This is a genomic window from Parvularcula marina (genome assembly GCF_003399445.1).
GTDB classification, from domain to species: domain Bacteria; phylum Pseudomonadota; class Alphaproteobacteria; order Caulobacterales; family Parvularculaceae; genus Parvularcula; species Parvularcula marina.
On sequence record NZ_QUQO01000001.1, the window covers coordinates 1,725,611 to 1,750,388 of the forward strand.

Here is a 24,778-nt window from a genome sequence, read left to right on the forward strand (position 1 = left end):
ATGGAGAGATACCCATGACAAATAGTTTGAAGGCGCTTCTGCTTGGCGCCACCGCAAGTTTCGCTCTCGTCGCATGCGGCGGCGACAAAGATGACGCCAAGGATGATGCCAAAATCGAAGTCGACGGCAAGTCGATGACGATGAAGTCTGACTCCCCGCTCGATAAACCATTCAAACTGTCGAATGCTGAGCCTTATGACATCGCGGCTCTGCTCGACGGGATGGGAGGCGCACTTAGCTACGATAGTGCAGATTTCGACGGAGACCTCGGCGCAGCCGTCATCACCAATCTTCGCCCTGCATCTGACGATGGCGGCGAGACATCGATCGGCCGGGTCGAAATTTACGGCCTGAACCAGGAAGCGCTAGCCGGTATGGGCTCTGGCGCTGGCTTCACCGACATGACCGAGCTGTTCCGCAAGGTCCGCATGTTCGACGTCAAATCGACCTTCCCGGTTGAAGAAGGCTGGGACGGCTCAGAGCCGACCGTCGGCAATATCTCGATCGGCGCACTCGAAATCGACACGATCAAGATGATGGGCACGCCTGGCGGCGATATGGGTCCGGACAGTGTCGAATTCGGCGGTCTTTCGCTGAAAGACATGTCGATGAACGTGCCTTTCTCGGGCGAAGGTGACGGCGTCAAATTTGCGACCCCTGACTTCCGCGTTGCTGGCTACAAGAACGGCGTCTTTGGCGGCCTGATGGCAGCTGACCTCTCATACGACATCAAACAGTCGGACGAGATGATCCAGGAACAGCTGGCCGGGATGGGCCCGCAAGCTGGCATGCTCACCGACATTCCGCTTCTCAAGAACATGATTTTCCCGGCCCACCAGTCCGGCAAGATCGGCATGATGAGCTGGGACGGCCTGACTTTCACCAACCTCATTCCGTTCATCCAGAACGGCGAGACCCCGCCGGTCAGCGAGACGAACCTCATCAAAATCGGCGGCATGAAATTCCTCGATCAGGAAGTCTCGATCAACGGCAAGAAAGCCGCGTCGGTTGAAAGCACGGTTGTTGATCCGATCGACTTCCACCACTTCATGCCGAAAAAGATCCGTATCGTGTCGAAAGGCTCCAAAGCTGACATGACGGCTTATGTCGGTGACGAGAACCCGGCGATCACCAAAGTCCTCAAGGACAATGGTCTCGACAAGGTCAACGGCGAAAGCGAACTTGAATATTCGTTTGACCCGCGTTCGGGCGGCATCAAGCTCGACATGGATGGCGAAGCCAAGGGTTTCTATGGCCTCAGCCTGAACTTTGCGATGTCGGATTTCGACTACGACACGATCGTTGGCGCTGAAGATGAAGGCGCCAAACAAGGCGCCGTGATGAACGCAGCCATCGACGGCATGACGCTGAAGCTCAAGGATGAGAAACTCCTCGACACTGTCTTCGCCATTGCAGGCGCACTTACCGAGCAGGATCCTGCCGGCCTTCGTCAGCAAGCTGTTGGTCTCATGTCGCTTGGCGCCATGCAGGGCGCGCAATTCTCTCCGCGCGTTCCAGAATATGCGACCGCGCTTTCGAGCTTCGTCAGCGAAGGCGGCACACTGACCATCAGCGTCGCCCCGTCACAGCCCGTGACGATCGGTTCGCTGGCCGCCTCTGGCCAGTCCAATCCGGGCGCCGTGCTCGACACGCTCAACGTCACGGTCAAGCAAGACTGATCCTGACCGAGATCAAATGATTAAGCCCCCGCTTTGGCGGGGGCTTTTTTTATGGGTTAGCGATTGCCGGAAGCGATATAATCCGCAAGCGGCGAGAAGGCCCGCACAAGCGATTTGTAGACATCCCGCTTGAACGGCACGACGAGGTCAGGAACCTCCTCTAGCGGCGCCCAGCGCCACTCACAGAACTCCGCCGGCTGATGAGAATCGAGGTTCACCTCGTCATCATCACCTTCGAACAGCATGAGCGCCCATTTCTGTTTTTGCCCGCGCCAGCGGTCGCGCTTCTTTGCTTTGTAGTCGGAAGGAAAGTCATAAACGAGCCAGCCCGGCGTCGTGACCAGAAGACGCGTCGAGCTGACGCCGCTTTCTTCCTGCAGCTCGCGGACAGCCGCATCTTCAATCGACTCGCCGGGATCAACGCCGCCCTGCGGCATCTGCCAGCGATATTTATAGGCGCGCTGGACGGCGCTGGAGGCAACGCGCTTGCCCAGCCAGACTTCGCCTTTGCGGTTCAACAAACATATCCCGACATTGGGACGGTACTGATCAAGGTCGGGTAGTTCTTTCATGACGGTCCATTAGCTACCGCAGAAGCGGGAACAAGGTCAAAGCCCTCTTTTTCAAGGCCATCCGCCCACGTCTCAATGGCGCGAATGGCATCGGCTGAAATATAGAGCCGGGCGAGCACAGGCCTTCCACTGCTCGCCGAGGCTTTGAGCTGGGAGAGCCCCTGCTCGGCAAGGCCGCTGCCGCGCGGCACGATTACATTGACCCGGCCATAAGGAACACCTTGCTCGATCGCGGCCTGCGCGCCGAGCCCAGTGTCATCAATATAACCAAGCCCTCTTGATTTGAGGACGGACATGACTTCACTGATCGCGGCCTCATCTTTACCAAAAGACGTGCCCAGATAATTCGTCGCCAGCGGATAGGCCGGCGCCCGCGCGAGCAGCCAGCCAAGCCGCTTGCCATTCGCCTCGCCCCGCCGCGCAATCGTCAGGCCCGCTGGCCCCAGCGCTTCAGCACTGACGCCCGGCTCTTCCATGGGCAGCTCGATGGCGACCTCATGCCCTGCCGCCATCGCCTTTTCCATCAGTGCCGTGACGTCTTTGGAATAGGGTGCAAAACTGAGCGCAACTTCCGGGGGCAGACGGTTGATCGCCTGCTCAGTCAGCTCGGCATTAAGCCCCAGCCCGCTGAGCATGACCGCCACCTGCGGATCGCGGCCCGACACGTTTGGCCGCCGATATGCGTTGAAAGGCGTCAGCCCGTCAGAACCGATTTTCGGCGCTAATCCATATTCGCTCGAGCCGACCAGTGCGGGTAGCGCTGTGGTCGCCATCTTGCGCCGCGCAGCTGCAGCCGCCTCTCCACTGGTTTCTGGAATGGTGATCCGCAGCGTGCCATCGGGCTGCTCTTCCTCGGTCGTGATCAGCTCGCTGGTCCGGGTGACGCCCGTCGGGCCCGCCTCAATATCGTCCGGCACAGTGATGACCTTGGGCCCGGTAGCGGCCCCTTCATCCTCGACCATGACAACAGGCTGTCCCGGCTCAACACCCTGCGGCGCGCCCGCATAGCGCTCAGGCTCTAACGGCAAATCAACGACCAGATCGGGTTCATCGACCGGTTCCGGCGACAGCCAGACAAATACTGCGCCCGCAAGCAGGACCACCCCCAGCCCCAGCCACGCCATTTTCAGGCGGGAAAGGCCGAAATTTCTCTTCTTTCGCATGCGCTTGTCCGGACTCCATCGCACATGCACCCTTGCCCCCGGGGCCCGAGTGTCGTTGAACATGAGATAAGGTCGTGCCTCCTAGACGGTTTCGATGCATGAAAGAAGGCTGGCAGCCGGATTGTGAGCGGCCGGGAGGAAAAAATGGTGAATGACAACGCCCCGGCGAAAAAAGCCGCCCCGACCCCTGAAGAACTCGCCCAGGCGGCTGAGGAAAAGGAACGGGCGACCGCCGAAGGCCGCCTGAAGGACGAGGCGCGCCGGACCCGCAAGAAAATCTGGTCGCAATCGCGCGCGACCGTCATCGGCAAGGTGCTGGAGACCAAGGCGCGTGTCGGCGGCAGCAAGGTCGCCTTCATCGATCCGGAAGGCAAAGAGACAACCTATAAGGATGTCGCGCGCGGCGCTTTCGCGCTCGGCAACGCCCTGCGCAAACGCACCAAGCGCGGCGAGAATGTCGGCGTCCTGATGCCGACGAGCCCCGCGGGCGTGATCACCATCCTCGCCCTTCATATCGACGGCCGCGTGCCGACCATGATCAATTTCACGGCTGGCGAATCGGCGATCCTCTCTGGTCTTGAGACGGCGGAAGTGAAGCTCGTTCTCACCTCACGGAAATTCGTTGAGGTCGGCGGCTATGATGACCTCGTCGAGGCGATCAAGAAGAAATGCGAGATCGCCTATCTTGAGGACATCAAGGAAAACCTGACCGCCATCGACAAGCTGCGTGCCGCGCTGGGGGAGAAATTCCCCTCCTTCATGCGCCGCCCGAATTCCCCCGATGCGCCTGCCGTCATCCTCTTTACATCGGGTACGGAAGGAAAACCCAAGGGCGTTGTTCTCTCGCACCAGAACCTCGTCGCCAATGTCGAGCAGGTGCGCAATCACGTCATTCTTGAAGACACCGACATATTCATCAACCCGCTGCCGATCTTCCACTCCTATGGCCTGACGGGAGGGCAGTTCTATCCGCTGATTGATGGGCTGACCTGCATCCCTTACCCCTCACCGCTGCATGTGAAGATTATCCCGGAAGTCATCCGGCGCTATGGGGCAACGATCCTCTTTGCGACCGACACCTTCCTTCAGCGCTATTTGAAAAACGCCAAGGATGGCGCGCTTTCAACCCTTCGTTATGCCGTATGCGGCGCAGAAAAGGTACGCGATGAAACCCGCGCGCTTGCCCGCAAGAAATTCGGCTTCAACGTGCTTGAGGGCTATGGCGCCACCGAATGCGCGCCGGTTATCGCGGTCAACCAGCCGGGCGATATCCGTCCGGGCACGGTCGGCAAGCTCCTGCCCGGCGTTGAATCCCGCGTCGATGCTGTTGAGGGCCTGTCCGAAGGCGGACGGCTTTTTGTCCGGGGCCCGAACGTCATGCTCGGCTATCTTGACCCGGACCATCCCGGTGAGCTGCTCGCCCCTGATGAAGGCTGGCACGACACGGGCGACATCGTTCATATCGATGGCGGCGGCTATATGTCGATCCGTGGGCGGCAGAAACGCTTTGCCAAGATCTCTGGCGAGATGGTCAGCCTGGCCGTGGTCGAGAACTGCGCCGGGGTCGTCTGGCCGGACAGCCTCCATGCTGCCGTCATCCTGCCCGATGACAAGAAAGGCGAGCAGATCGTCCTTCTGACCGAAGAACCCTCACCGAAGCCCGAAACGCTCAAAGACTGGGCACGCAATCACGGCGTGCCGGAACTCGCCGTGCCCAAACGGGTCCTGCATGTGCCGGACATCCCGGTCCTCGGGACCGGCAAGGTCGATTATGTCAGGCTGAATGCCATGGCCGAGGATCTGATCGCCACGGCCGAAGCGGAAAAAGCGGCCGCCGAATAATCGGCGGCCAATCCGGGCCTTAGTTCACCGGCCGGAACACCAACGTCAGGATCACGCCCGGCACGCCGATCAGCGTCCACAGCGGCAGGTCGAGGAAGAATTTGCCGACCCCGCCTTCAGGCACGGACAGCTCAAGCCCCGCAATATTCATGAATTCGGCGGTCGTCGTGATGACGGGAATGCCCTCATCCAGCGTCGACACCGCGTCATAGCCCAGCAGCATCAGCGCCAAAGCCACCAGAATCCAAGCAAAAATCCGCAAGACCGCCATGATCGCGCCCGCCCTCAATACTAACCTCCCCCGACATTATGCGAGGGACGTGCCGACGGCAATGATGGGCGCGGGAATAGGCGCGGAAAGCCTTGAAATTCCCGATCAGTCTGGGCAAAGGGGCTCTTCTTGAAGGACAGGTGGCCGAGTGGTCGAAGGCGCACGCCTGGAACGCGTGTAGGCGGGTAACCGTCTCGAGGGTTCGAATCCCTCTCTGTCCGCCAGCCTTCGCGGCGAATTGAGCCTAGCGAAATGAGCTGCAAGGCTGTCACGCCGGAGCTTCGCAGGAAGAGCAGGCGGACTTTCGCCGCTACGGCTTGGCGAGCCAGACTCTCTATTTCGCGCTACCGCCTTCGGCTACTTGAGCGCGTGGTGCCTTCACGTCGAATTGAACCTAACCAAGCGAACCACGAGGGCGGCCTTATTCGCCGCCCCTCGCTTTTGGTCATCGGTGCAGAAAGTCAGGTTCAAGAGCTCCTCGCCATCCAGTGCTTTGTGTTGATCCCCGCAAAGAGCAGCCAGAACGCGGCGACCCATTCAAAGAGCGCACCCGGCAGGAAGAAGAGCATGATCTTTTCTTCAAGCGCCGGATAGAGAATGACCGTCGCGGCGACCGACCCGATCACCAGATAGGTAAAAATCCCCCAGGCCGAGAGCCAGCGCGGAATGAACCGTGACCGGAAGAACAGCGAGAAAAAGAGGACCCCGCCGACCGCCATTGGGATGAGCAGGAAATAGATCGCCGAGCCATAGACATCGCGCAGGAGCGAGACGAGGGACGCGCGCTGATCATCAGAGAAGCCGGGGGTCAGTTCCGGATTCACCACCGTGATGAACACGGCATATTTGAAGATGATGAAGGTCGCGCCCATCGCGCCTTCGATCAGCCGGCAGAACGCCGCAACCAGCGCCGGCCCCTGACCCACCGATTTCAGCACCATATACATTGCCGCGGCGGAGACGCAGACGAAGGTGTAGAGCACCACTTCGGCCAGAAATCCCGTGCGGAACATGAGCGCAAGCAGCGGCGAGGCATTCTCATCACCTAGCGCACTGAGCGACGGGATCGGCCCGAAGGTGATGTAGATCCCCGCAGCACTGTAAAGGACATAGGATAGCCCCGCGAGCCGGGCCATTCGGCGGGCGGCGACATCGTTGAACGGCATTGTGGACATGGTAAGAAAGCTCCCCTCAGCAAAAGTGATCCAGACCGGCGCAACTGCCGGTGACCCTTTTGCAGATGGAGAAGGCCTGACCGCCTGTCGTCCGGATGGGGCTATTCGGACGCTCTCAGGGCAGATTTTTCGGGCTTCGCCGCAGCGTGTAGCCCCGCATTCCGGGCACTTTCGCGATAGGCGCTCGGCGGCGAGCCGACATGCTTTTTGAATGCGGCGTTAAAGGTCGAGCGCGAATTGAACCCGACTTCGAGGCCAACCTCGAGGATTGTGAGCTCGGTTTCGGCGAGCAGCCTCTTGGCCTCCTCAGCCCGGCGGCTGTTCACGAAGTCAAAGAAATTGACGCCCAGCTGCTGGGAGAGCGTTTCGGAAATGTGGTTCTTCGTGATGCCCGTGACGTCTGAGAGCTTGCGAAGCGACAGACCCTTGTCGGCATAGAGACTGTCCTTGTTGAGCGCAGCCCTAAGCTTGCCAGCGGTTTTGCTTAGCCGCTCTTCTGAGAGGATCGGACGCCGGGCGGGCTCCTCGGCTTTGCCCGTCCGCCCAAGCGGCAGCGCCGGCTGATGCAATCCGAGAAACGCAAAAGCCGCGATTGCCAGAGACTCGCTGAAGGCCAGCGTGACATTAAAGGCCGGGATTGAAACGCCGGACAGCCAGAAGGCCTGCTTGACGGCAAAGAACAGCCAGGCGCCCGCAAAGACGAAAAGGATGTTGCGGAGCCAGTCGAGCGACTTGCGCTCGATATTCGCAAACTGCTCCATCATCTGTCGCCGGTGGCGCATCTGTAGATGCAGGGCAGCGGCAAGATAGACGGCTGTCGTTGCAAGAAAAATGACGAGAGATCCGGTGCAGGTGAACAGCGCGATCCGGTAATGCGCAGGATTTCGCGTCGCCGGATCAGCGAGCGCGAGCTTTTCCTCCGCACTCAGCGTCGCGAAGGGCAGGCTGATGAGAATGACGAGCAGAGGACCGAGCAGCGCGATCCAGTCGAGCCCGCCAAAGGACCGCTTTTCAGATGAGATTAGGGCCCGCGTATAGAAGAAGACGGCCGGGCCCAAGGCTGCCTTGACCGACAGATCAGCCCCCACAAGATGCGGCGCGATGCGGTAAGCGCCGGACAGCACAAGCAACTGGCCAAGCACATGCGCAAGCAGCGCAATCAGCACGACACGGAAATATAAGACCCGATCGCCGCGCTGGCCCCGATTGGCCATCGCCATAGCGAACGCAAAGCCGATTGATCCGGATGCGACGGCGTAGGCGATTGTCGAGAACGTGTCGGACATGGGCCCGTTCTCGGAAAAATTGCCGCCGAGGGCAATCGCTATCCATGCAGGAATTGCGCAAGCCGAAGACCGGCTTCATCACGCCTGATCATATCGATGCAGACTTTCTTCCGTATCAATATCTATTGCGGCTTCATCGCGCAGGGGAACGCGGCGAATGTCTTTGTGTTGCCGAAGATAGTCTCGACCGCCCACCTCGCCTCTCAGCCTAGAGAGAGCTTCGAAATGCGCGCGGCTGAACAGAACCGGCGGCATCAAGCGGCCTTCCCGTTCGCTCGCGACGACATCTGCGGCACCTACGGCGGCACACACGGCCTTAAGATCACGTGGTATAATGAATGGCATATCGGCAAGGACGATAAGCGCGGCTTTTGCATCCCCTCGCTTAATCTCGGAGATGCCTAGCGCCAAGGACGCCCCCTGTCCCTCTTCAGGGTTCGGGTTGGGCACAATCTGAACGCCTGCTTCCGTATAAAGATCGATGAGCGGGGACTCCGCGGTCGGCACGACAGCATAGCGGCTTGGGAAGCCCTTCGTTGCCGCCAGCACATGCGCGCCAAGCGGTTGCCCCCGGAAAGGCGCGAGCAGCTTGTTCCCTTCTCCAAACCGGCGGCTTTGCCCACTGGCAAGGATCAGGACCGCGATCACCGCCGGGTTCATTCGTCCACGGCCTGCCAGGCTGCCGTTACTTCGGCGAGCGCCGAGATCGCGAGCGCCTGAGCGTCCCGCGCCTTGGCGACAAGCCCGATCGGCGCATGGATTCGCGCAATATGCTCCTCCATCACGCCTGTCTCGCGCAGAGCAGCGCAGCGTCGTTCATGCGTCCGACGGCTGCCCAGCGCGCCGATGTAAAAGGCCGGCCCCGCCATCGCCTCGAGCAGCAAGGCCCGCTCCCACTCATGCTCATGGAACATAAGCACAAAGGCTGTCCACGGATCATCGCGGCCCTGCGGCGGAGTATCCGGCGCCATCAGATGATCCGTCGCAAGGCCCATCCCTTTTGCCAGTCCAAGGCTCTCCTCATCCGGCGATTGCAGATGCACATCATACCCGCACACAGAGGCGAGCCTCGCGAACGCGAGAGGCTCCGTGCCCCGCCCGGCAATGCGCAGTCTGAGGCGCGGCTTCAGCTTCACGGCCAGTCGTGTCCCATCCCAATCCGCAGCGCGAGCACCCGCTTCAGCGATCGCCAATCCATCAATACCCGCTTCAAGCGTGACCGCAGATCGCTTTATAAGCCGGGTACAAATCGCCTGGATTACTTGCAAATCTGGATTGGGCAAGACCAATAGCTCAAGCCGTCCACCGCAGGGCAGGCTCACGTCGCGGAAGGTCGACCCCTCGCCATAAATCAGGGTACGTGGCTTATCCTCGGCAATAGCTTCACGGGCCTGAAAGACAACATCTGCATCAACGCAGCCATTCGAGACATAGCCCGAGACCCGGCCATCGCCTGCAATCGCCATCATCGCGCCAGGTGGCCGGATGCCGCCGCCGGTGATGTTGGTGATCAAAACAAGGGCCGTCCCTTCACCCCGTGCCGCTGCCGCAAGGAGAAAGCCGAGAATATCGGCCGAGTCGGTGTAATGCCGGGGTGAAAACCGCAATGGATTGCCCTCGTCAGGCTGCGCGATGCATGATACGGCTCGTCACTCTACTGATGAAATGCCCGATCATGAAAATAACTGGCGCAATCATCAAGAAACGATGCAGGCCGAGCCCCAGCATGTTGACGACAATGAAAAGAACGAGCGTACCAAGGCCGTACCAGTAAACCCGCTCACTGCGGGCCGGCATCAGGTCGGCCAGCACATGACCAAGCCCTGCGAAGCAGACAAACAGGAACACCCCTATAGGGCTGGCGCTGAAAAGCAGCGCGAGGATCAGGCCCGAGAGCGTTGCAAGATATAATGGCAAAGCACCCATGATCTACTCCCCTTCCTCTGCAGGCGTCATATCCCCGGGACAAGGCGCACCCGTCTCTTCCCACGCCAGAACCGCTGCTGCCGTCAGGTCCGCAGAGCCCGGCGCCGGTTCACGGCCCGGCCCCGGCGCCCATCCCCAAAGGACAAGCTCGTCATGCGAAATGTGATCGGCCACTTCGGCAAGCGTTCGGCCGCCATTACGGTCGGGATCCTTGATCTGTTCACAGATCGCTGCGCTGTCTTTGCCGAACCATTCCATCTCGACCGGCGCGAGCGCCCAGACATGCGCGCCCGGCGGGCCGTGCGGGAGGTCTGAATTCTCCGTCTGGTGACAGGTCATGCAGGGCAGGGTCATCAGACCGATCCGGTCATCTCCGCCAGTGATGTTCATGCCGTGATACTGCCACTCGCCCGGCGCCAAACCATAGCTCGGCCCGGACCAGCGCGGCCGATTATCCGCCCCGACATGGCAATTGGCACAACGCGGATGGGACAGGACTTCATAGACCTTGTTCCATTCGGCAAGCCCTGCCTCACGGGACGGCGACGCCTCTTCCTGTGCTATTGCGGGGCTGACAAGAAGGAACAAGGCAAGAGCGATCAATCGTTTCATCTCATTCCTCCTTATACAAAGCTGATATGCTTGTTGAACGGCATTTCGCGGATCCGTTTGCCGGTGGCCGCAAAAATCGCGTTGGCCAGCGCCGGGGCGGCAGGCGGCACGGGCGGCTCCCCGATGCCGCGAACATGCTCGCCATTCTCAAGGCCGCGCACGATGATCTCTGGACACTGATAAAGTCGCATGCCCTCGTGCTGGTGGAAATTGGTCTGCTGCGCCCGGCCGCCTGAATAGGTGATCTCGCAATTCATCGCATGGCCCAGCGCCCAGATGACGCCGCCCTGCACGAGATTTTCAAAATTAACCGGATCGACAACGCGGCCGACTTCGGCGGCAACATAGACCTTGTCGATGCGGATGCCGTGGCCGGTATCGGTCACCTCGACGACTTCCGCGACGGGCGTGCCGAAGGAAAGACAGAAGGCGACCCCGCGCCCGCGCCCCGCTTCCATCGGACTGCCCCAGCCTGACATTTCACCGACGGCTTCGAGTGTTTTGCGCGAGGGCTCATGCCACATCAGACGCAGACGTTCCTCCAAGGGATCGGCGCCGGCCTCATGGATCAGCTCATCGAGGAAACAGTCATGAAAGAAGCCATTGGTCGAGGCGCCGACTGAACGCCATGAGCTCACCGGCGCCAGCTCAGGTGCTCTGTAGCCGGACATCCGATAATTCGGGATGCTGTAAGGCTGGTCCCATGCGCCGGACGTGATAACACTATCAGGTCCGGGCACGGAAAAACCCTGCCGCCCCATCTGGGAGGAAATCACCGAAGGCATGGCAATGCCGAGGTCATAGGCGTCGACATGGCCGTCTTTCACCGCGCCGCGCATCCGGCCCATGGCGATCTGGCGCGGGAAGTCATGGATCATGTCTTCTTCGCGCGAATAGGTAAGCTTGATCGGCGTGCCTTTCATCTGAACGGCCAGTTCAGCTGCCTGCTTGACGACTTCGTCTTCCAGACGGTGACCGAAGCTGCCCCCTGCCATCAGGACATGCACACGGACTTTTTTGACATCGACACCGGCGATGCGGGCGACATTCTGCTCAACAAAGCGGGGGATCTGAGTCGCCGTCCAGACATCGACCCCATCCTCACCGACCAGCACCGTCGCATTGATCGGCTCCATCGGCGCATGCGCAAGATAGGGCGCACGATACTCCGCCTCATGAACTGTTTCCGCCGCGTCCAGCGCCTTTTCGACATCGCCATCGTCCCGCGCCAGCTTGTCGAGGTGGTCCTTATTAAAAGAGGCAGCGAGCATCGCCCAATGTCCGTCCATTTCGGCAGGATAGGCCGCCTCTCCCCATTCGACCTCGATGGCTTCTGCGGCCTTGATCGCCCGCCACGTATTGTCAGCGATCACGCCGAAACCGCCCGTGACAGGTAGCACCTTCAGTACGCCGCGCATCTTCTCTGCGGCACTCGCATCATGACTTTTCACGCCTGCGCCCTGATGCGGATTGATCCGGATCGCCGCATAGAGCATGCCATCGATCTGCTGGTCGATGCCATAATCCTGCGTGCCGGTCGATTTGGCGACAATGTCATGACGGCGCATCGGCTTGCCCAGAAGGCGCCATTGAGAAGGATCGCGCAGCTTGACATTTGTCACTGGGCGGATCTTTGTCGCCTCTTCAGCCAGCTCGCCATAGCCGATCGTCGTGCCGTCCGGCAGCTCAACGGCACCCCGTGCGGTTTTCAGTTCACGCACCGGCACCCGCGCCTTTTTGGCAGCCGCAGCTTTGAGCGTCTCACGCGCCACAGCCCCGGCGATACGTAATTTGACAAAACCGTCAGGCACGGTGGTTGAACCGCCCGTGATCTGCATGCCGACGAACTTCATGACGGCGTCCAGCGTGCTGCGGACGGTCTCTGCGGCAAAGCTGTCATCGGTCGCGCGAAAGGGCGCCGCCTCCCGCGCTAGCGCGGTGTTATAATAGATCGCATCGGGCGGGCCGGGATCGACCCGCACCTGATCCAGCCCGATATCGAGCTCCTCTGCGATCATTGCCGCCTGGATCGAATAGGCGCCTTGCCCCAGATCGGTGCGCGGCGTGATCAGCGTGACGCCCGCCGCATCAAGCCGGACGTAAGGGGTGAGCGCCGCCTCCCCTTCTCCCAGATCATCCTCAAGCGGATTATTCATCGGGCTTTTATATTTATAGATGCCGAAAACAACCCCGCCGCTGACAGCAAGGGAGCCGACAAGGAACGTCCGCCGGGCTATATCTACAACTAGCGCCATGACTCAGGCCTCCTTCAGCTTAGCGGCGGCCAGACGAACCGCCTTGCGGATCCTCGGATAGGTGCCGCAGCGGCAAAGATTGGCCGACATGGCGTGGTCGATTTCCTCATCTGACGGGTCCGGATTGATCGTCAGGAAGGCGGCGGCCGACATGATCTGCCCCGACTGGCAATATCCGCATTGCGCGACCTGCGTTTCAATCCATGCCTCCTGCACCGCGTGCAGGGCGTCGGGCGCACCGAGCGCTTCGATTGTGGTCACATCGCCATTCACCTGGCCTGCGCGGATCGAACAGGAACGGACGGCGAGCCCGTCAATATGCACCGTACACGATCCACATCGCGCCAGTCCGCAGCCATATTTGGGGCCGGTGATGCCCAGCTCGTCCCGCAGGACCCAGAGGAGCGGCATGTCCTCTTCGACATCGACCTCATGGGTCTCGCCATTGACGGTGAGTTTCATCGCTCGCTCTCCCTCGCGCCGCTGACGCGAACGCGGAACCACAGAGGTGTCCTAACGCGTGTGTGCAACAGGACAAAACCAGTCTGTCAGATAGGCTGAATCGCGTGTTTACGGGAGGCATGCAGACAGGTTCTGTCTGCATAACGGATATGACTATCCCGGAAAAATGGAGCGGGCGATGCGATTCGAACGCACGACCCTCACCTTGGCAAGGTGATGCTCTACCCCTGAGCTACGCCCGCTCATTGCCGCTTTAAAAGCGGCGGCGAGCTCGCCTTAAAGACTACGGCGAGAACTGATGCAAGCAGAAAAATTGATTCAGTTACCGTTCTGAGGCAGTCCGCCTGCGTCATGCCCTCAGAAGATGATCTTCACCGCTGGTTTTCGTCCCATGGGTTCGCGATTGAGCAGCGCGAGCACCCTGCGACCCCGACTGTCGCCGACGCAAAGCGCATCAAGGTCGAGCTTCCGCCCGGCCATTCAAAGAGCCTGCTCGTCGAAGGAAAAGGCGGCGACCTGACCCTGATCTGCGCGCGCGGGGAAATTCGCGCTGACCTGAAGGCACTCTCAACGACGCTAGGCACAAGGCGGTTCAGCTTTGCCGGGGAAGAGACAATGGTGGAGACGCTTGGCGTGCGCCCGGGCTCCCTCACCCCGCTCGCCCTGATCAATGACACCGGCCGAAAGATCGCCCGCGTCGTCCTTGATGCGCCGCTGATGAAAGAGGCCGCGATCTGGTGCCATCCCTTGCGCAATACCGCCTCTGTCGGGGTACCGCCCGAAGCCATAATCGCCTTCATCACAGACCATCACGGTGCGCCGGTCCTGATCGATGTTGCCGCACCAGAGAACGGCGCCTGACCCACTTGCCCGATCCCGCCGGGACGGCCATCTAGACCCCAAGAGAAGAAAGACGATTCCTATGACCGACATTATCGGCGGCACGCCTGAAGGCGGCACTCAGGCGCAACTCGTAAAAGACGCCACCATCGAGACCTTTCAGGCCGATGTGCTGCAGGCCTCGCTCGAGGTTCCTGTGGTCGTTGATTTCTGGGCGTCATGGTGCGGACCCTGCCGGACGCTGGGGCCGATCCTTGAGAAACAGGTGCAGGCCCGCGGCGGCAAGGTGCTGATGGTCAAGGTCGATACCGACAAGAACCAGATGTTGGCCCAGCAGCTGAGGATCCAGTCCCTGCCGACTGTCATGGGCTTTATCGGCGGCCAGCCGGTGGACGGCTTTCAGGGCGCCCTGCCCGAAAGCCAGGTCAGCCAGTTCCTCGACCGGCTGATCGATGCTGCCGCGCAGGCCGGTCTCGGCGGCGGCAAGTCGCCCGCCCATGACCCTAAGGCGCTCGCCGAGATGGGCGAGAAGGCGCTCGAAGAGAATGATTTTGCGACCGCGCTGCAGGCTTTTGGTGCATCCGCTGAAGCCTCCGAAACCGGCAGCGACGGGCAGGTGACTGCCTTTGCCGGCATGGCCCGCGCCGCGCTCCTTGGCGGCAGCCCGGAGCAGGCCGAGCAGTTCCTCGGCATGGTCCCCGAGGCAAAGCGCGACCTTGCCCCGGTGGCGCAGGTCCGCGCGATGATGGAGCTGTCAGGCGGCAGCGATGTGCCCCCCGAGGCCGTCGAGAATGCGCTAAAAGCCGCAGAAGCCAGCCCCCAAGACCCTGAAGCCCATTTCGTGCTGGGTGAAGCGCTGGCCGATGCCGGTGACACCGAAGGCGCCATGGCCTCTCTCCTACGCTCTATCGAGCTCGACCGGGAATGGCGCGAAGGTGCCGCTCGCGAGAAACTGCTCAAGATTTTTGAGGCTCTTGGGCCGGCGGATGCCGGCGTCAAATCGGCGCGGCGGAAACTGTCTTCCCTCCTGTTTGCCTGAGCCATAAAAGACTACAAATGCTGCGGGCGAGAAGGAGACAGCATGACAGACACCGGATTGGTTCTGCCTGACGAAATTGCCCTTTTCCCTTTGCGCGACGCAGCCCTTTTCCCCCGCTCGCACTTGCCGCTCAACATGTTCGAGCCGCGTTATCTCGCGATGACAGAATATGCGCTGGGGGCGAACCGGCTTATCGGTATGATCCGTCCGCGTTCCGAGAACGAGGATATGAACCCGCCGCTTTATTCCATCGGCTGTGCAGGACGGGTGGTCTCATTCTCTGAGACGGACAATGGCCAGTTCCTGGTGGAGCTCCTTGGGGTCAGCCGCTTCCGCCTGATCTCCGATCATCTGACGGATGGGAATTTCCGCATGGGAGAAGTCGACTGGAGCGCATTTCGGTCAGATCCCTCTTCACCCCAAGAAGACACCGACAGCCTGCGCCCACAATTGCTCAGCTCACTGGAGACCTATTTAAAATCAACTGGCCTCGCTGCAGACTGGGAGACGATCGACAATGCCGCAACGGAAACAATCGTTAATTCCGTGGCTGTGAGTTGCCCCTTTGATGCCGATGAAAAGCAGGCACTCCTCGAAGCGCCGAGCCTGACCCAGCGCATCAGGGACCTCATGACCCTGATGGAAATTGCCGCTGCCGAAGCGCTCGATGACATGGCGCCCGACACCTTCAGCAGGATACAATAGAAAATGAACGACAAGATCGACCCGAAGCTCCTCACCCTGCTCGTCTGCCCGGTCACCCGCAGCACGCTGCATTATGATGCAGAAAAACAGGAACTCGTTTCGGACAAGGCAAAGCTTGCCTTCCCCATTCGCAGCGGCATTCCGATCATGCTGGAAGCCGAGGCAAGGCGGCTTGATGAGGCCCCGAAAGCGGGTTCAGACACTCCCTTAACGGAGTGATTTTTTTCCTTTGTTTATCGTCGCTTAACCATGATGAACTATTAACACTCTCGCAAGAGTCATGAAGAGAGTGTGAGGTTCCCATGGTCCGTATCTGGCCGATTGCCGCTGCCGTATCAGCCATAGCGCTTTCCGTGACCGTCCTTCCGTCCGCCATTGCAGGGGCTGGCGAAGTGGCAAAACCCCAGCCTATCATTGAGGCTGATAGCCCTTCCGGGCTGCCTGTGCCTCGTTTCGTCGCCCTACGGAAAGATGAAGTCCGCGCCCGTTTCGGCCCGAGCTTTGATTATCCGGTGGCGTATGAATTCCGGCAGGAAGGTCTGCCGCTCAAGGTGATTGCCGAGGATCGTGACAATATCTGGCGCCGGGTCGAAGACCGTGATGGCCGCCGAATGTGGATCCACCGCTCCATGCTGTCAGAGAATGCCCACGGCATCGTCACCTCGGACAGCACCATTCTTCGCGCTGCGCCGAACACGCATGCGAAAGGCCGTGCCCGTCTTAATAATGGCGTGATGGCAAAGATCGAACGCTGTGAGCAGAACTGGTGTCAGGTTCGCGCCGCTGACTATCGCGGCTGGCTACCCAAGGAACAGCTCTGGGGCGCGCCGATCTGATTTCACTGTTCTCGAAGATATGAAGGCCATCCGCTAGGGTGGCCTTTAGCATATCGCAGTTGACAGTCATTCGCATTTGCACGACACAGCCGCCCTCTCTTAATGGGGTTTGCAATCGTGTCTTATTCTATATTGGCTGGCGCATTGATGGCCGGCGCCTCTCTTATCGCCGCCGCTGCAGCGGAGACCGTTCCCGCGAACGCGGATATTGACCTGATCACCGTCACTGGCAGCCGCCCTGCGAGTGAGATCGCAGGCGCTGTGGACCGGATCGATGCCGACGCTCTGCGCCGCTTCGAATTTGCCGACATCAACCGCATTCTGCGCCAGGTACCTGGGCTTAATATTCAGGAAGAGGACGGCTTCGGTCTTCGTCCCAATATCGGCATCAGGGGTTCAGGCGCCGACCGTTCTTCGAAAATTGTCATCATGGAAGATGGCGTCCCTGTCGCACCTGCGCCCTATGCAGCGCCTTCTGCCTATTACTTTCCTACTGCGGGGCGCATGAACGCAATCGAGATCGTGAAGGGGCCGGGCGCTGTGCGCTATGGCCCGAACACAACTGCAGGCGCCATCCAGTTTTTCTCGACCCCGATCCCTGAAGAAGCGGCGGGGCATATCACGGCATTTGTCAGCGACACAGACCGGACGACCGTTCACGCCTATGCCGGCAAGCGTTGGACTGCTGACAGCCTCCCTGTCCATATTGGCGGACTGATTGAGTTCTACTCAGATGAAAGTGATGGCTTTAAGAAAATCACTCGTGGCGAGACCGGCTTTGACATCACCGACTTTGTCACAAAGCTGGGCTTTTATTCCAAGCCGGGCGCAGCCGCAGAGCAAAGTCTGGTCTTTAAATATCAGCATTCGGAGCAGACCTCGGATGAGACCTATCTCGGCTTGACCGAGGCAGATTTCGCTCGTAGCCCCTACCAGCGATATGCCGCAAGCCAGCTTGATCAGTTTCAGGGCGATCACGACACTTATCAGGCCACCCATAACATCACTTTCGGGAATGGCATCAAACTCAACACCATCGCCTATCGAACGGATTTTGCGCGGAACTGGCGCAAGCTTGATGCTTTCGACAATTCAGCATTGTCAGAGTCCGGCGATTGCAACAGCCTTAATGAAATTCTGATCGATCCGCTGGCATGCGAATTGGAGTTCCGCGTCCTTGCCGGCCCCCAAGGGTATGTCAGCCCTGATGATGTCCTCGGCCTGCGCCATAATAACCGGGATTATTATGCGGCCGGTATTCAATCCGCTATCGGATTTTCCTTTGAGGGACTGGGCGCCAGCCACGATCTGACCGCGAGCATTCGATATCACGAAGATGAGCAGGATCGCTTTCAGCAACAAGACCAATATCGCATGGATAATGGCACGCTTGTCCTGACGACTGACAATGCGCCGGGCACGCAATCTAATCGCCTTTCAACCGCTGAAGCCTGGTCAGGATATCTCGAAGACATCATCAGCTTCGGGAAGACTGAGATCACGGCAGGCATTCGCATTGAGAATGTCGAGACCATGGAAACCCGTTGGTCGGGCGCCGACCGCACCGATGCAACGATCAGCCGGGAGCGCTCTAACAGCTATACGGAGCTTCTTCCGTCACTTGCCGTTCTCTATCGCGCAACACCGGAACTCTCCGTATTTGCCGGAGTGCATCGCGGATTTGCCGCGGCCGGGGTCGGCTCATCTGAGGACACTGACCCGGAAGAGAGTTGGATTTATGAGGTTGGCGGACGATATACCAATGGCCCCGCCTCTATCGAGACCATCTATTTTTTCAATGACTATTCAAACCTCATTGGTGCCTGTACCAATTCGACCGGTGGATCTGGCTGCGATATCGGCGACAGCTTCAATGCGGGCGAAGTTGACGTCTACGGGCTGGAGGTCACGGCGAGCACTGATTTTGCGCACTATGCGCAGCTGCCGGATATGTCCCTTCCTGTCGCCGTCACCTATACGTGGACTGAGAGTGAGCTTCAGTCGAGCTTTGACAGCGGGTTCTTCGGCACCGTCATCGCAGGTGATGAATTGCCCTATGTTCCGGAACATCAGCTAACCGTCAGTGCCGGGATTGAACAAGGCGCATGGCGCCTTGACGCCATCATCAATCATGTGAGCGAGACTCGCAATGTCGCTGGCGGAGATCCCATCCCCGCGAGCGAAGAAATCGACGCACGCACACTCGTCGATCTGTCAGCCAGCTATGAAGTGACCGAGCATATCTCCCTTCTCCTCAAGGCGGAAAATCTGTTTGACGAGGAGTATCTCGCAGCACGGCGCCCCTATGGCCTCCGCCCGGGCAAGCCGCGTGAAGTCTTCGCTGGCCTGCGCATCGATTTCTAACCTCGCTCCGTTAGACAGTCAGCACAAAGAAGGACGGGGCCCGAAGGCCCCGTTTTTTATTCTTCGAGTTTGAAGTCGAATGTCTTCTGTAGCCCTCGCTTGCGGATCCCGTCTGGATCGGCATCGGGGAGGGGTGAGTATTTCCACCCCTCAATGGCACGCAAGGCCGCCTTGTCGAGACAACTGTCATCTGACTCAAGAACACGCGCATTGATGACCTGTCCGCCATTGGTGACGTCATATTCCACCGTGACGTCGCCCTCGATTTCCCGCGCGGCGCAATTGGCCGGATAGGCCGGTAATTTCTGCAGCACCGGATAGAAACCGGTCGGGGTAATCGTTGGCCCTTCCATCCCACCAGGGTTCCCTGGAAGACCGGGGATCTTGCCAGGATCAGGCCTCGGATCTTTAATTTTCGGGCCCGGAATAGGATCACCATCACCATTGTTCTCCGGCTTGGGCGGCGGTGGCAGGTCTGGCGGTGGTGTCGGATTTGGCGGCGGCGGAGGGGGTGTCCGCTTCGGAAGAACAGTCTCCCTGATATCTTCAAGCGCGTCAGGCACTGTCGAGCCGTCATCACGGATCAGATGGTACATCAAAAGAAAAAGCAGGCTTGTGACGATAACCGCCACTGGAAAGCCCACCAGATAACGTAAGAATTTCATGTTCCTGCCCCACAAGTTACGTGTTTGGGGCGGATGCTACCTCAGGATGAGGCAATCGCAAAGCTCGCGGTAAGCGGCAGCGAACCGGCACCCCGAAATGAGGTGCCGGCAGCAAGTTTAGTCCTTATGCGGCTTAACCTTCGGTCCCGGCAGGTCGAGGACGGTCGCCGGATCGACATGCTCGCCATTGACGATCACTTCGAGATGAAGATGCGGGCCGGTCGCCTGCCCCGAAGCACCAACCCGCGCAATCAACTCGCCGGCACGGACTGTTGCCTTGCCATCCGCCACGATTGTATCGAGCTGAGCGTAGCGGGTGATCACACCGTCCCCATGATCAAGCTCCAGCATATTGCCGTAACCTGCGTCTGACAGAGTGACCCGCAAGACCTTACCCGACGCCGGGGCGTAGACCGGCGTGCCCAATGGCGCGGCAATATCTGTCCCTTTATGCATTTTCGGCTTTTTGTTGATGGGATGGACTCGCTCTCCATACGGACTGCTCATATGTCCCTCGACAGGCCGAACTGTAAAGTTCACCTCCGCCGCATGGGCGATCTGCCACGCCGAGAGGGGCGCCAGGACGAGGCCGAGCGCAGCCAGTACGGCAGTGGCCCGCCGGTTGCGGCGGCGCGGCTTTGGTTGCATGATATCTCCTAATCTCACGCGGATATCTCCTTTGGTTCTGGGTGAGAGAACCGCCGGGGCGCATGTCGGTGCTGCTCCGGCGGTATGCTTCAGGACCCGGATCAGCGTCGCTGCATAGGCCTTTCGCATCTGGGGCGCCGCGCCAAGAACCCGCGCATCACAATCAAGTTCGGCAGCAAGGCGGCAATGGCTGGTCTGCACACGAATGAACGGATTGAACCAGAAAACGGCATCAGCCGCGGCAAGAATGAGGAACCAGAACGGGTCCCGCCGGGCGATATGCGCCCGCTCATGTGCGATGATCAGCGCTGTCTCTTCCTCGCTCGCAGTCTTTGAATAGGCGCTCGGCAGAATGACCCGCCCGCAAGGCGTCGCGAAAGGCGAGACCGGCGCGCCGGTCAGGCGCACATCGCCCACAGCATCCCGGCCGATAGAGTGCCGCAAGATCTCACGCATACGGACATAGCCACGCGCAAACCGGCCAAGCCCCAAGGCAGCGCCCGCAAGATAGAACAAAATCAGCGTCGCCCAGACCCACGGCATCAGATTAAAGCCGGGGGCAGCGGCTTCTTCCGCGACAACAACGCCGAGCCCGCCAATATGCTGCGGCTCTCCCATAGGCGGCAGCGGTGATGGAATATGCGGCATCAGTTCCGGCAGAAAGACGACTGCTAATCCGCAAAGAACCGGCAGGACCATCAGGACAAGGACGGCCCGTTCCTGCTGATCACTCAGTGACGTCTCGCCCGCACATATCCGGCGCAACAGCGCCACAAGGCCCGACCACAAAAACGGCACACAGAGAACCATCAGCACAAAGAGGGCAGAAGGAGAAAGGCTCAACGTCATGCGTCATCCTCCTCATTGAGCCGGGCGAGCATGTCCTCAAGCTCAGCAATTTCATCCGCGTCGATGACCGAGCTGCCGGTGAACATCGACACCGGCAGCGGCGCATCCGCGCCCAAGACGTTGCGCCCGAAATCGCGGATCAGCCCGGCAAGGGTTTCGACCTTGGGCTGGGCCGCCGTGAAGGTCTTGATGCCGTGGACCGGCTCGATATCGAGGAGGCCCTTCTCGACCATGCGGTCGAGCGTCTTGCGCGTCGCCGAATAGGACCAGCCGGACTGGACCTCCGTTGCATCATGGATTTCACGGGCGGAGAGGCGCCCTTCGCGCCAGATCGCCTGAAGAAGCCGAAGCTCAGAGGAAGAAGGGGATGATGACATATAAGCAATCCGTCGCAGGTATGCGACATTTGTCGCATCAGCATCACTGACTGTCAATGCAGGATTTTGCGCCTCGACCTCTCAATGCCCAAAGGACTAAATCGCAGGCCATGAAACTCATCTACACCAATGCCTCCCCCTATGCCCGCAAGGCCCGCATCGTGGCCCTCGAAGACGGGATAGATCTTGAGCTGATCTGGCACCATCCGACTGCGGAAGGCTCGAAGGTTCCTGACTTCAATCCGCTGGGCAAAGTCCCGGCGCTGATCCTAGATGACGGCACGCTGATCATCGACAGCCCCGTGATCTGCGAATTCCTCGACCAGCATGAGCGGACCCCCAGCCTCGTGCCCGCCGCCGGTCCCGACCGCATGAGGGTGAAGACGCTGGAAGCCATTGCAGACGGCATCATGGACGCAACGGTCGCGAGTGTTCTTGAGACCCGCCGCGATCCGTCCGAGCGGTCGCCCTATTGGCTCACCCGCTGGGAAGAGGCAATCCGGCGCGCCCTACCGCTGCTTGAGGGTCAGCTCCTCGCCGATGAGAGTTTCAATCTCGGCACCATCGCCAGCATTTCCGCACTCCATTATCTCGACTTCCGTTTCCCCGAGCAGGCCTATCTCGAGCCCCATCCGGCCCTCTCCGAATGGCTCAAATCACATGAAAACCGGGACAGCATCGTCCAGACCATGCCGTTTGACGGCCCCTCTCGTTGACGGTGACAAAGGGGCGGCGCTACACCCGCCGGGAAGTTTGAAGGAGCGGCCGTCGAGCGCGCTCCACCGCCCTCTTTTTTCCGCTGGAGTCTCATGTCTGATATTGCCGTCACGCCCCGCCCCAATTCCTTTGACAAGCAGGCGCTGATCGACTGCGGCATGAACGGCTATGCCGGCCCAGGCACGGCTCAATTGCCTGTGCCGCCGATGCTGATGTTCGACCGCATCACCTCGATCACCGATACTGGCGGCAAGCACGGCAAGGGTCAGGTCATTGCCGAGCTCGATATCACCGATGACCTCTGGTTCTTTGAATGCCACTTCCCGGGCGACCCCGTAATGCCCGGCTGTCTTGGCCTTGATGCCATGTGGCAGCTCGTCGGCTTCTTCATGACATGGGGCGGCAGCATGGGCCACGGCCGGGCGCTCGGCGCCGGTCAGATCAAATTTACAGGACAGGTGAAACCTGAGGTTTCCATTGTCCGCTATGAAATAGACATTCGCCGGGCAATGCGCGGCAAACTCGTCCTCGGCATCGGTGATGGCACCATGTTCGCGGATGATCGGCCGATTTATGAGGCCAATGATCTGCGGGTCGGGCTGTTCAGCCAGGACCAGCTTAATTCGGGCGCCATGTAAGCCGGGAAATTCCGGCCAAATATGCCTATATAAGCGGCACAACCATAATCGTGCCGGTAGCAAGACTTCAGGTAAGGAACGCGTATGAGAAGGGTCGTCGTAACTGGAATGGGGATCGTATCTTCGATTGGCAGCAGCCTCTCGGAAGTGCTGGACTCCCTTCGCGAGGCCAAATCCGGCATCAGCTTCTCCCCCGAAATGGCGGAGCGTGGCTTCAAGAGCCAGATCCACGGCAAGCCCCAGCTCGACGTCACCGAAGTCCTCGACCGCAAGACCCGCCGTTTCATGGGCGAGGGCGCGGCCTGGAACTATATCGCCATGCGCGATGCGATCGAAGATGCGGGCCTTGAGAAGAAAGACATCTCCGATCCGATGACGGGCATCGTCATGGGATCTGGCGGCCCTTCGACCCGGACGATCGTCGAGGCGGCGCAGAAGACAATTGAGACTGGCAGCCCGCGCAAGATCGGCCCGACCTCGGTGCCGAGCGCGATGAGTTCGACCAATTCGGCCTGCCTTGCCGTCCCTTACGAGATCAAGGGCCTCAACTATTCGATCAGTTCGGCCTGCGCGACCTCCGTACACTGTATCGGCCATGCCTATGAGCAGGTTGCGATGGGCAAGCAGGACGTCATCTTTGCCGGTGGCGGCGAGGAACTCGACTGGACGCTCTCGAACATGTTCGATGCGATGGGCGCGATGTCCTCCAAATATAATGACAACCCCTCGATTGCGTCGCGTGCGTATGATGCCGCCCGCGACGGCTTCGTCATAGCTGGTGGGGCTGCGACCGTTGTCGTTGAGTGCCTCGACCGGGCACTCGCCCGCGGCGCGAAGATCTGGGGCGAGATTACGGGGTACGCAGCCAATTCGGATGGCTTCGATATGGTCGCGCCATCAGGCGAAGGCGCCACTCGCTGCATGAAAAAGGCGATGGAAACCGTCAAGCGCGCCATTGGCTATATCAACACCCATGGCACCTCGACCAAGGTCGGCGACATCCGCGAAGCCAATGCGATCCGTGACGTCTTCGGCGAGAAGACCCCGCCCTTTGGCTCGACCAAGTCGCTGACCGGCCACTCACTCGGCGCGGTCGGCGCGCAGGAGCTGATCTATTCGCTCCTGATGATGAAAAACCGCTTCCTTGCCAAATCCGCCCACATCGATGAGCTCGACCCTGAGTTCGAAGGCATGAATATCCTCCGTGAGCGGATCGACAATGTCGACCTCGGTGCCTTCATGTCGAACAGCTTCGGCTTTGGCGGCACCAATGCCTGCCTCGTCATGGAGAAATATGAGGGCTGATCGCACCCTTATATATTACGAGATTTCCGAAGGGGCATGTGAAAGCGTGCCCCTTTTTCATGCGAGCCGCCTTAACACCCTGAAATCTGAAAATTGAGACACCTCACCCCAATATGGCGGGAATGAGGTCTTTCTTACGCATCCCTCATCCGGCCTGATACATTTCGACAAACTTTTTGCCGTTCCCTCGGCTACAGCGCCCATAGAGCAATCATCTCTACGGGAACGATCCTCATGAATGGAAAGTGTCGCAGGCCTGAACCGGCTGAAGACCATGGGCGGCAGGCTGGAAAGCTGCGCCGGCGTTCCCCCGAAATCCGGCTGGCACGTCTGCCCCACTGCCTCGCCAGTCCGGAGACCGCCGATATCCCTCCCTGGTATCGGCACCCCAAGGAGGCCCGCATCCATTAGCACCCCGGTGCGGGCCGTTCTTCCCTGTCGCCCGGTCTTCACGGACCGGGCGCATCTTTTCGCACATACACGTGCCGAGGGAAAGCAGGAGATGAGAAACAAGTCTCGATATCCCTTGCACGGATAAATAGGTGTATCGAT

General features: G+C 59.8%; 25 protein-coding genes and 2 tRNA genes. 12 read left to right on the top strand and 15 right to left on the bottom strand.

The genetic code is table 11. The annotated features are described in order from the left end of the window. Window positions 1–14 precede the first annotated feature (14 nt). Window positions 15–1,679 (top strand): aq_1923 C-terminal domain, encoded by a 1,665-nt coding sequence (locus DX908_RS08220; RefSeq protein ID WP_116391874.1) that lies wholly within the window; start codon window positions 15–17, stop codon window positions 1,677–1,679. A 56-nt stretch (window positions 1,680–1,735) separates the two neighbouring features. Here the strand turns inward: DX908_RS08220 and DX908_RS08225 are convergent, their stop codons facing one another. Together DX908_RS08225 and DX908_RS08230 are read right to left on the bottom strand one after the other, a co-directional pair. Next, the gene (locus DX908_RS08225) at window positions 1,736–2,251 is read right to left on the bottom strand and encodes an RNA pyrophosphohydrolase (protein ID WP_116391875.1); all 516 of its coding nucleotides are present in this window, start codon (window positions 2,249–2,251) and stop codon (window positions 1,736–1,738) included. Next, the gene (locus DX908_RS08230) at window positions 2,248–3,414 is read right to left on the bottom strand and encodes a divergent polysaccharide deacetylase family protein (RefSeq protein WP_158548603.1); all 1,167 of its coding nucleotides are present in this window, start codon (window positions 3,412–3,414) and stop codon (window positions 2,248–2,250) included. The genes DX908_RS08225 and DX908_RS08230 overlap by 4 nt, the downstream gene beginning before the upstream one ends. 144 nt (window positions 3,415–3,558) lie before the next feature. On the opposite strand from DX908_RS08230, the gene DX908_RS08235 reads away from it, so the two are divergent. Beyond that, window positions 3,559–5,256, top strand: a complete 1,698-nt coding sequence (locus tag DX908_RS08235; protein WP_116391877.1) for an AMP-binding protein — start codon at window positions 3,559–3,561, stop codon at window positions 5,254–5,256. Window positions 5,257–5,275: 19 nt separating this feature from the next. Here DX908_RS08235 and DX908_RS08240 read toward each other — a convergent pair whose 3' ends face one another. Beyond that, entirely contained in the window at window positions 5,276–5,518 is a 243-nt protein-coding gene (locus tag DX908_RS08240; protein ID WP_158548605.1) for a hypothetical protein, read from the bottom strand. A gap of 143 nt (window positions 5,519–5,661) precedes the next feature. Between DX908_RS08240 and DX908_RS08245 the strand changes: the two genes are divergently transcribed. Continuing rightward, window positions 5,662–5,751 (top strand) — tRNA-Ser (locus DX908_RS08245). Between the two features lie 243 nt (window positions 5,752–5,994). On the opposite strand, the gene DX908_RS08250 is transcribed toward DX908_RS08245, so the two are convergent. From DX908_RS08250 to DX908_RS08290, 9 genes are all read right to left on the bottom strand, one after another. Beyond that, entirely contained in the window at window positions 5,995–6,702 is a 708-nt protein-coding gene (locus DX908_RS08250; RefSeq protein WP_116391879.1) for a DUF4386 domain-containing protein, read from the bottom strand. A gap of 101 nt (window positions 6,703–6,803) precedes the next feature. Beyond that, on the bottom strand, window positions 6,804–7,988 hold the full coding sequence (locus tag DX908_RS08255) for a helix-turn-helix domain-containing protein (protein WP_116391880.1): 1,185 nt from the start codon (window positions 7,986–7,988) through the stop codon (window positions 6,804–6,806). 78 nt (window positions 7,989–8,066) lie between these two features. Further along, a complete protein-coding gene (locus tag DX908_RS08260) occupies window positions 8,067–8,648 on the bottom strand; it encodes a nucleotidyltransferase family protein (RefSeq protein ID WP_116391881.1) in 582 nt (193 codons plus the stop codon). Next, on the bottom strand, window positions 8,645–9,595 hold the full coding sequence (locus tag DX908_RS08265) for an XdhC family protein (RefSeq protein ID WP_116391882.1): 951 nt from the start codon (window positions 9,593–9,595) through the stop codon (window positions 8,645–8,647). The genes DX908_RS08260 and DX908_RS08265 overlap by 4 nt, the downstream gene beginning before the upstream one ends. Window positions 9,596–9,608: 13 nt before the next feature. Further along, window positions 9,609–9,914, bottom strand: a complete 306-nt coding sequence (locus tag DX908_RS08270; protein ID WP_116391883.1) for a hypothetical protein — start codon at window positions 9,912–9,914, stop codon at window positions 9,609–9,611. A gap of 3 nt (window positions 9,915–9,917) precedes the next feature. Beyond that, window positions 9,918–10,526, bottom strand: coding sequence for a hypothetical protein (locus DX908_RS08275; protein WP_116391884.1), 609 nt, complete (start codon window positions 10,524–10,526; stop codon window positions 9,918–9,920). A gap of 11 nt (window positions 10,527–10,537) precedes the next feature. Continuing rightward, the gene (locus DX908_RS08280; protein ID WP_116391885.1) at window positions 10,538–12,781 is read right to left on the bottom strand and encodes a xanthine dehydrogenase family protein molybdopterin-binding subunit; all 2,244 of its coding nucleotides are present in this window, start codon (window positions 12,779–12,781) and stop codon (window positions 10,538–10,540) included. Between the two features lie 3 nt (window positions 12,782–12,784). Then, window positions 12,785–13,243, bottom strand: a complete 459-nt coding sequence (locus tag DX908_RS08285; protein WP_116391886.1) for a (2Fe-2S)-binding protein — start codon at window positions 13,241–13,243, stop codon at window positions 12,785–12,787. Window positions 13,244–13,410: 167 nt separating this feature from the next. After that, a tRNA-Gly gene (locus DX908_RS08290) sits at window positions 13,411–13,485 on the bottom strand. A gap of 109 nt (window positions 13,486–13,594) precedes the next feature. Here DX908_RS08290 and DX908_RS08295 point away from each other — a divergent pair. The 6 genes from DX908_RS08295 to DX908_RS08320 all read left to right on the top strand — a co-directional run bounded on the left by DX908_RS08295 (window position 13,595) and on the right by DX908_RS08320 (window position 19,027). After that, window positions 13,595–14,104, top strand: a complete 510-nt coding sequence (locus tag DX908_RS08295) for a prolyl-tRNA synthetase associated domain-containing protein (RefSeq protein ID WP_116391887.1) — start codon at window positions 13,595–13,597, stop codon at window positions 14,102–14,104. Window positions 14,105–14,165: 61 nt separating this feature from the next. Further along, the gene (locus DX908_RS08300) at window positions 14,166–15,122 is read left to right on the top strand and encodes a tetratricopeptide repeat protein (protein ID WP_158548607.1); all 957 of its coding nucleotides are present in this window, start codon (window positions 14,166–14,168) and stop codon (window positions 15,120–15,122) included. A 42-nt stretch (window positions 15,123–15,164) separates the two neighbouring features. Further along, window positions 15,165–15,827 carry an LON peptidase substrate-binding domain-containing protein gene (locus tag DX908_RS08305; protein WP_116391889.1) on the top strand — a complete coding sequence of 221 codons (663 nt, stop codon included), beginning with the start codon at window positions 15,165–15,167 and terminating at the stop codon, window positions 15,825–15,827. Window positions 15,828–15,830: 3 nt separating this feature from the next. Beyond that, the gene (locus tag DX908_RS08310) at window positions 15,831–16,046 is read left to right on the top strand and encodes a Trm112 family protein (RefSeq protein ID WP_116391890.1); all 216 of its coding nucleotides are present in this window, start codon (window positions 15,831–15,833) and stop codon (window positions 16,044–16,046) included. Window positions 16,047–16,129: 83 nt separating this feature from the next. Continuing rightward, complete coding sequence (locus DX908_RS08315) at window positions 16,130–16,663, top strand: SH3 domain-containing protein (RefSeq protein WP_116391891.1); 534 nt, start codon at window positions 16,130–16,132, stop codon at window positions 16,661–16,663. A 147-nt stretch (window positions 16,664–16,810) separates the two neighbouring features. Then, window positions 16,811–19,027, top strand: coding sequence for a TonB-dependent receptor family protein (locus DX908_RS08320; RefSeq protein WP_158548609.1), 2,217 nt, complete (start codon window positions 16,811–16,813; stop codon window positions 19,025–19,027). Between the two features lie 56 nt (window positions 19,028–19,083). Here the strand turns inward: DX908_RS08320 and DX908_RS08325 are convergent, their stop codons facing one another. The 3 genes from DX908_RS08325 to DX908_RS08335 all read right to left on the bottom strand — a co-directional run bounded on the left by DX908_RS08325 (window position 19,084) and on the right by DX908_RS08335 (window position 21,566). After that, entirely contained in the window at window positions 19,084–19,692 is a 609-nt protein-coding gene (locus DX908_RS08325) for an energy transducer TonB (protein ID WP_116391893.1), read from the bottom strand. A gap of 117 nt (window positions 19,693–19,809) precedes the next feature. Beyond that, window positions 19,810–21,189 (bottom strand): M23/M56 family metallopeptidase, encoded by a 1,380-nt coding sequence (locus DX908_RS08330; RefSeq protein ID WP_116391894.1) that lies wholly within the window; start codon window positions 21,187–21,189, stop codon window positions 19,810–19,812. Next, on the bottom strand, window positions 21,186–21,566 hold the full coding sequence (locus DX908_RS08335) for a BlaI/MecI/CopY family transcriptional regulator (protein ID WP_116393033.1): 381 nt from the start codon (window positions 21,564–21,566) through the stop codon (window positions 21,186–21,188). Before DX908_RS08335 ends, DX908_RS08330 begins: the two co-directional genes overlap by 4 nt. Window positions 21,567–21,676: 110 nt before the next feature. On the opposite strand from DX908_RS08335, the gene DX908_RS08340 reads away from it, so the two are divergent. From DX908_RS08340 to fabB, 3 genes are all read left to right on the top strand, one after another. After that, a complete protein-coding gene (locus tag DX908_RS08340; RefSeq protein ID WP_158548611.1) occupies window positions 21,677–22,282 on the top strand; it encodes a glutathione S-transferase N-terminal domain-containing protein in 606 nt (201 codons plus the stop codon). A 93-nt stretch (window positions 22,283–22,375) separates the two neighbouring features. Then, a complete protein-coding gene (gene fabA / locus DX908_RS08345; RefSeq protein ID WP_116391896.1) occupies window positions 22,376–22,921 on the top strand; it encodes a bifunctional 3-hydroxydecanoyl-ACP dehydratase/trans-2-decenoyl-ACP isomerase in 546 nt (181 codons plus the stop codon). An 84-nt stretch (window positions 22,922–23,005) separates the two neighbouring features. After that, a complete protein-coding gene (gene fabB / locus DX908_RS08350; RefSeq protein ID WP_116391897.1) occupies window positions 23,006–24,226 on the top strand; it encodes a beta-ketoacyl-ACP synthase I in 1,221 nt (406 codons plus the stop codon). Window positions 24,227–24,778: the final 552 nt, after the last annotated feature.

Excerpts from the sequence above, each read along its gene's own strand:
- DX908_RS08230 (WP_158548603.1), bottom strand. The coding sequence starts at position 3,414 with ATGCGAAAGAAGAGAAATTTCGGCCTTTCCCGCCTGAAAATGGCGTGG.
- DX908_RS08305 (WP_116391889.1), top strand. The coding sequence starts at position 15,165 with ATGACAGACACCGGATTGGTTCTGCCTGACGAAATTGCCCTTTTCCCT.
- DX908_RS08295 (WP_116391887.1), top strand. The coding sequence starts at position 13,595 with ATGCCCTCAGAAGATGATCTTCACCGCTGGTTTTCGTCCCATGGGTTC.
- fabB (WP_116391897.1), top strand. The coding sequence starts at position 23,006 with ATGAGAAGGGTCGTCGTAACTGGAATGGGGATCGTATCTTCGATTGGC.
- DX908_RS08255 (WP_116391880.1), bottom strand. The coding sequence starts at position 7,988 with ATGTCCGACACGTTCTCGACAATCGCCTACGCCGTCGCATCCGGATCA.
- DX908_RS08235 (WP_116391877.1), top strand. The coding sequence starts at position 3,559 with ATGGTGAATGACAACGCCCCGGCGAAAAAAGCCGCCCCGACCCCTGAA.
- DX908_RS08225 (WP_116391875.1), bottom strand. The coding sequence starts at position 2,251 with ATGAAAGAACTACCCGACCTTGATCAGTACCGTCCCAATGTCGGGATA.
- DX908_RS08320 (WP_158548609.1), top strand. The coding sequence starts at position 16,811 with ATGGCCGGCGCCTCTCTTATCGCCGCCGCTGCAGCGGAGACCGTTCCC.
- DX908_RS08325 (WP_116391893.1), bottom strand. The coding sequence starts at position 19,692 with ATGAAATTCTTACGTTATCTGGTGGGCTTTCCAGTGGCGGTTATCGTC.
- DX908_RS08220 (WP_116391874.1), top strand. The coding sequence starts at position 15 with ATGACAAATAGTTTGAAGGCGCTTCTGCTTGGCGCCACCGCAAGTTTC.
- DX908_RS08340 (WP_158548611.1), top strand. The coding sequence starts at position 21,677 with ATGAAACTCATCTACACCAATGCCTCCCCCTATGCCCGCAAGGCCCGC.
- fabA (WP_116391896.1), top strand. The coding sequence starts at position 22,376 with ATGTCTGATATTGCCGTCACGCCCCGCCCCAATTCCTTTGACAAGCAG.
- DX908_RS08310 (WP_116391890.1), top strand. The coding sequence starts at position 15,831 with ATGAACGACAAGATCGACCCGAAGCTCCTCACCCTGCTCGTCTGCCCG.
- DX908_RS08270 (WP_116391883.1), bottom strand. The coding sequence starts at position 9,914 with ATGGGTGCTTTGCCATTATATCTTGCAACGCTCTCGGGCCTGATCCTC.
- DX908_RS08280 (WP_116391885.1), bottom strand. The coding sequence starts at position 12,781 with ATGGCGCTAGTTGTAGATATAGCCCGGCGGACGTTCCTTGTCGGCTCC.
- DX908_RS08275 (WP_116391884.1), bottom strand. The coding sequence starts at position 10,526 with ATGAAACGATTGATCGCTCTTGCCTTGTTCCTTCTTGTCAGCCCCGCA.
- DX908_RS08285 (WP_116391886.1), bottom strand. The coding sequence starts at position 13,243 with ATGAAACTCACCGTCAATGGCGAGACCCATGAGGTCGATGTCGAAGAG.
- DX908_RS08335 (WP_116393033.1), bottom strand. The coding sequence starts at position 21,566 with ATGTCATCATCCCCTTCTTCCTCTGAGCTTCGGCTTCTTCAGGCGATC.
- DX908_RS08300 (WP_158548607.1), top strand. The coding sequence starts at position 14,166 with ATGACCGACATTATCGGCGGCACGCCTGAAGGCGGCACTCAGGCGCAA.
- DX908_RS08260 (WP_116391881.1), bottom strand. The coding sequence starts at position 8,648 with ATGAACCCGGCGGTGATCGCGGTCCTGATCCTTGCCAGTGGGCAAAGC.
- DX908_RS08330 (WP_116391894.1), bottom strand. The coding sequence starts at position 21,189 with ATGACGTTGAGCCTTTCTCCTTCTGCCCTCTTTGTGCTGATGGTTCTC.
- DX908_RS08315 (WP_116391891.1), top strand. The coding sequence starts at position 16,130 with ATGGTCCGTATCTGGCCGATTGCCGCTGCCGTATCAGCCATAGCGCTT.
- DX908_RS08250 (WP_116391879.1), bottom strand. The coding sequence starts at position 6,702 with ATGTCCACAATGCCGTTCAACGATGTCGCCGCCCGCCGAATGGCCCGG.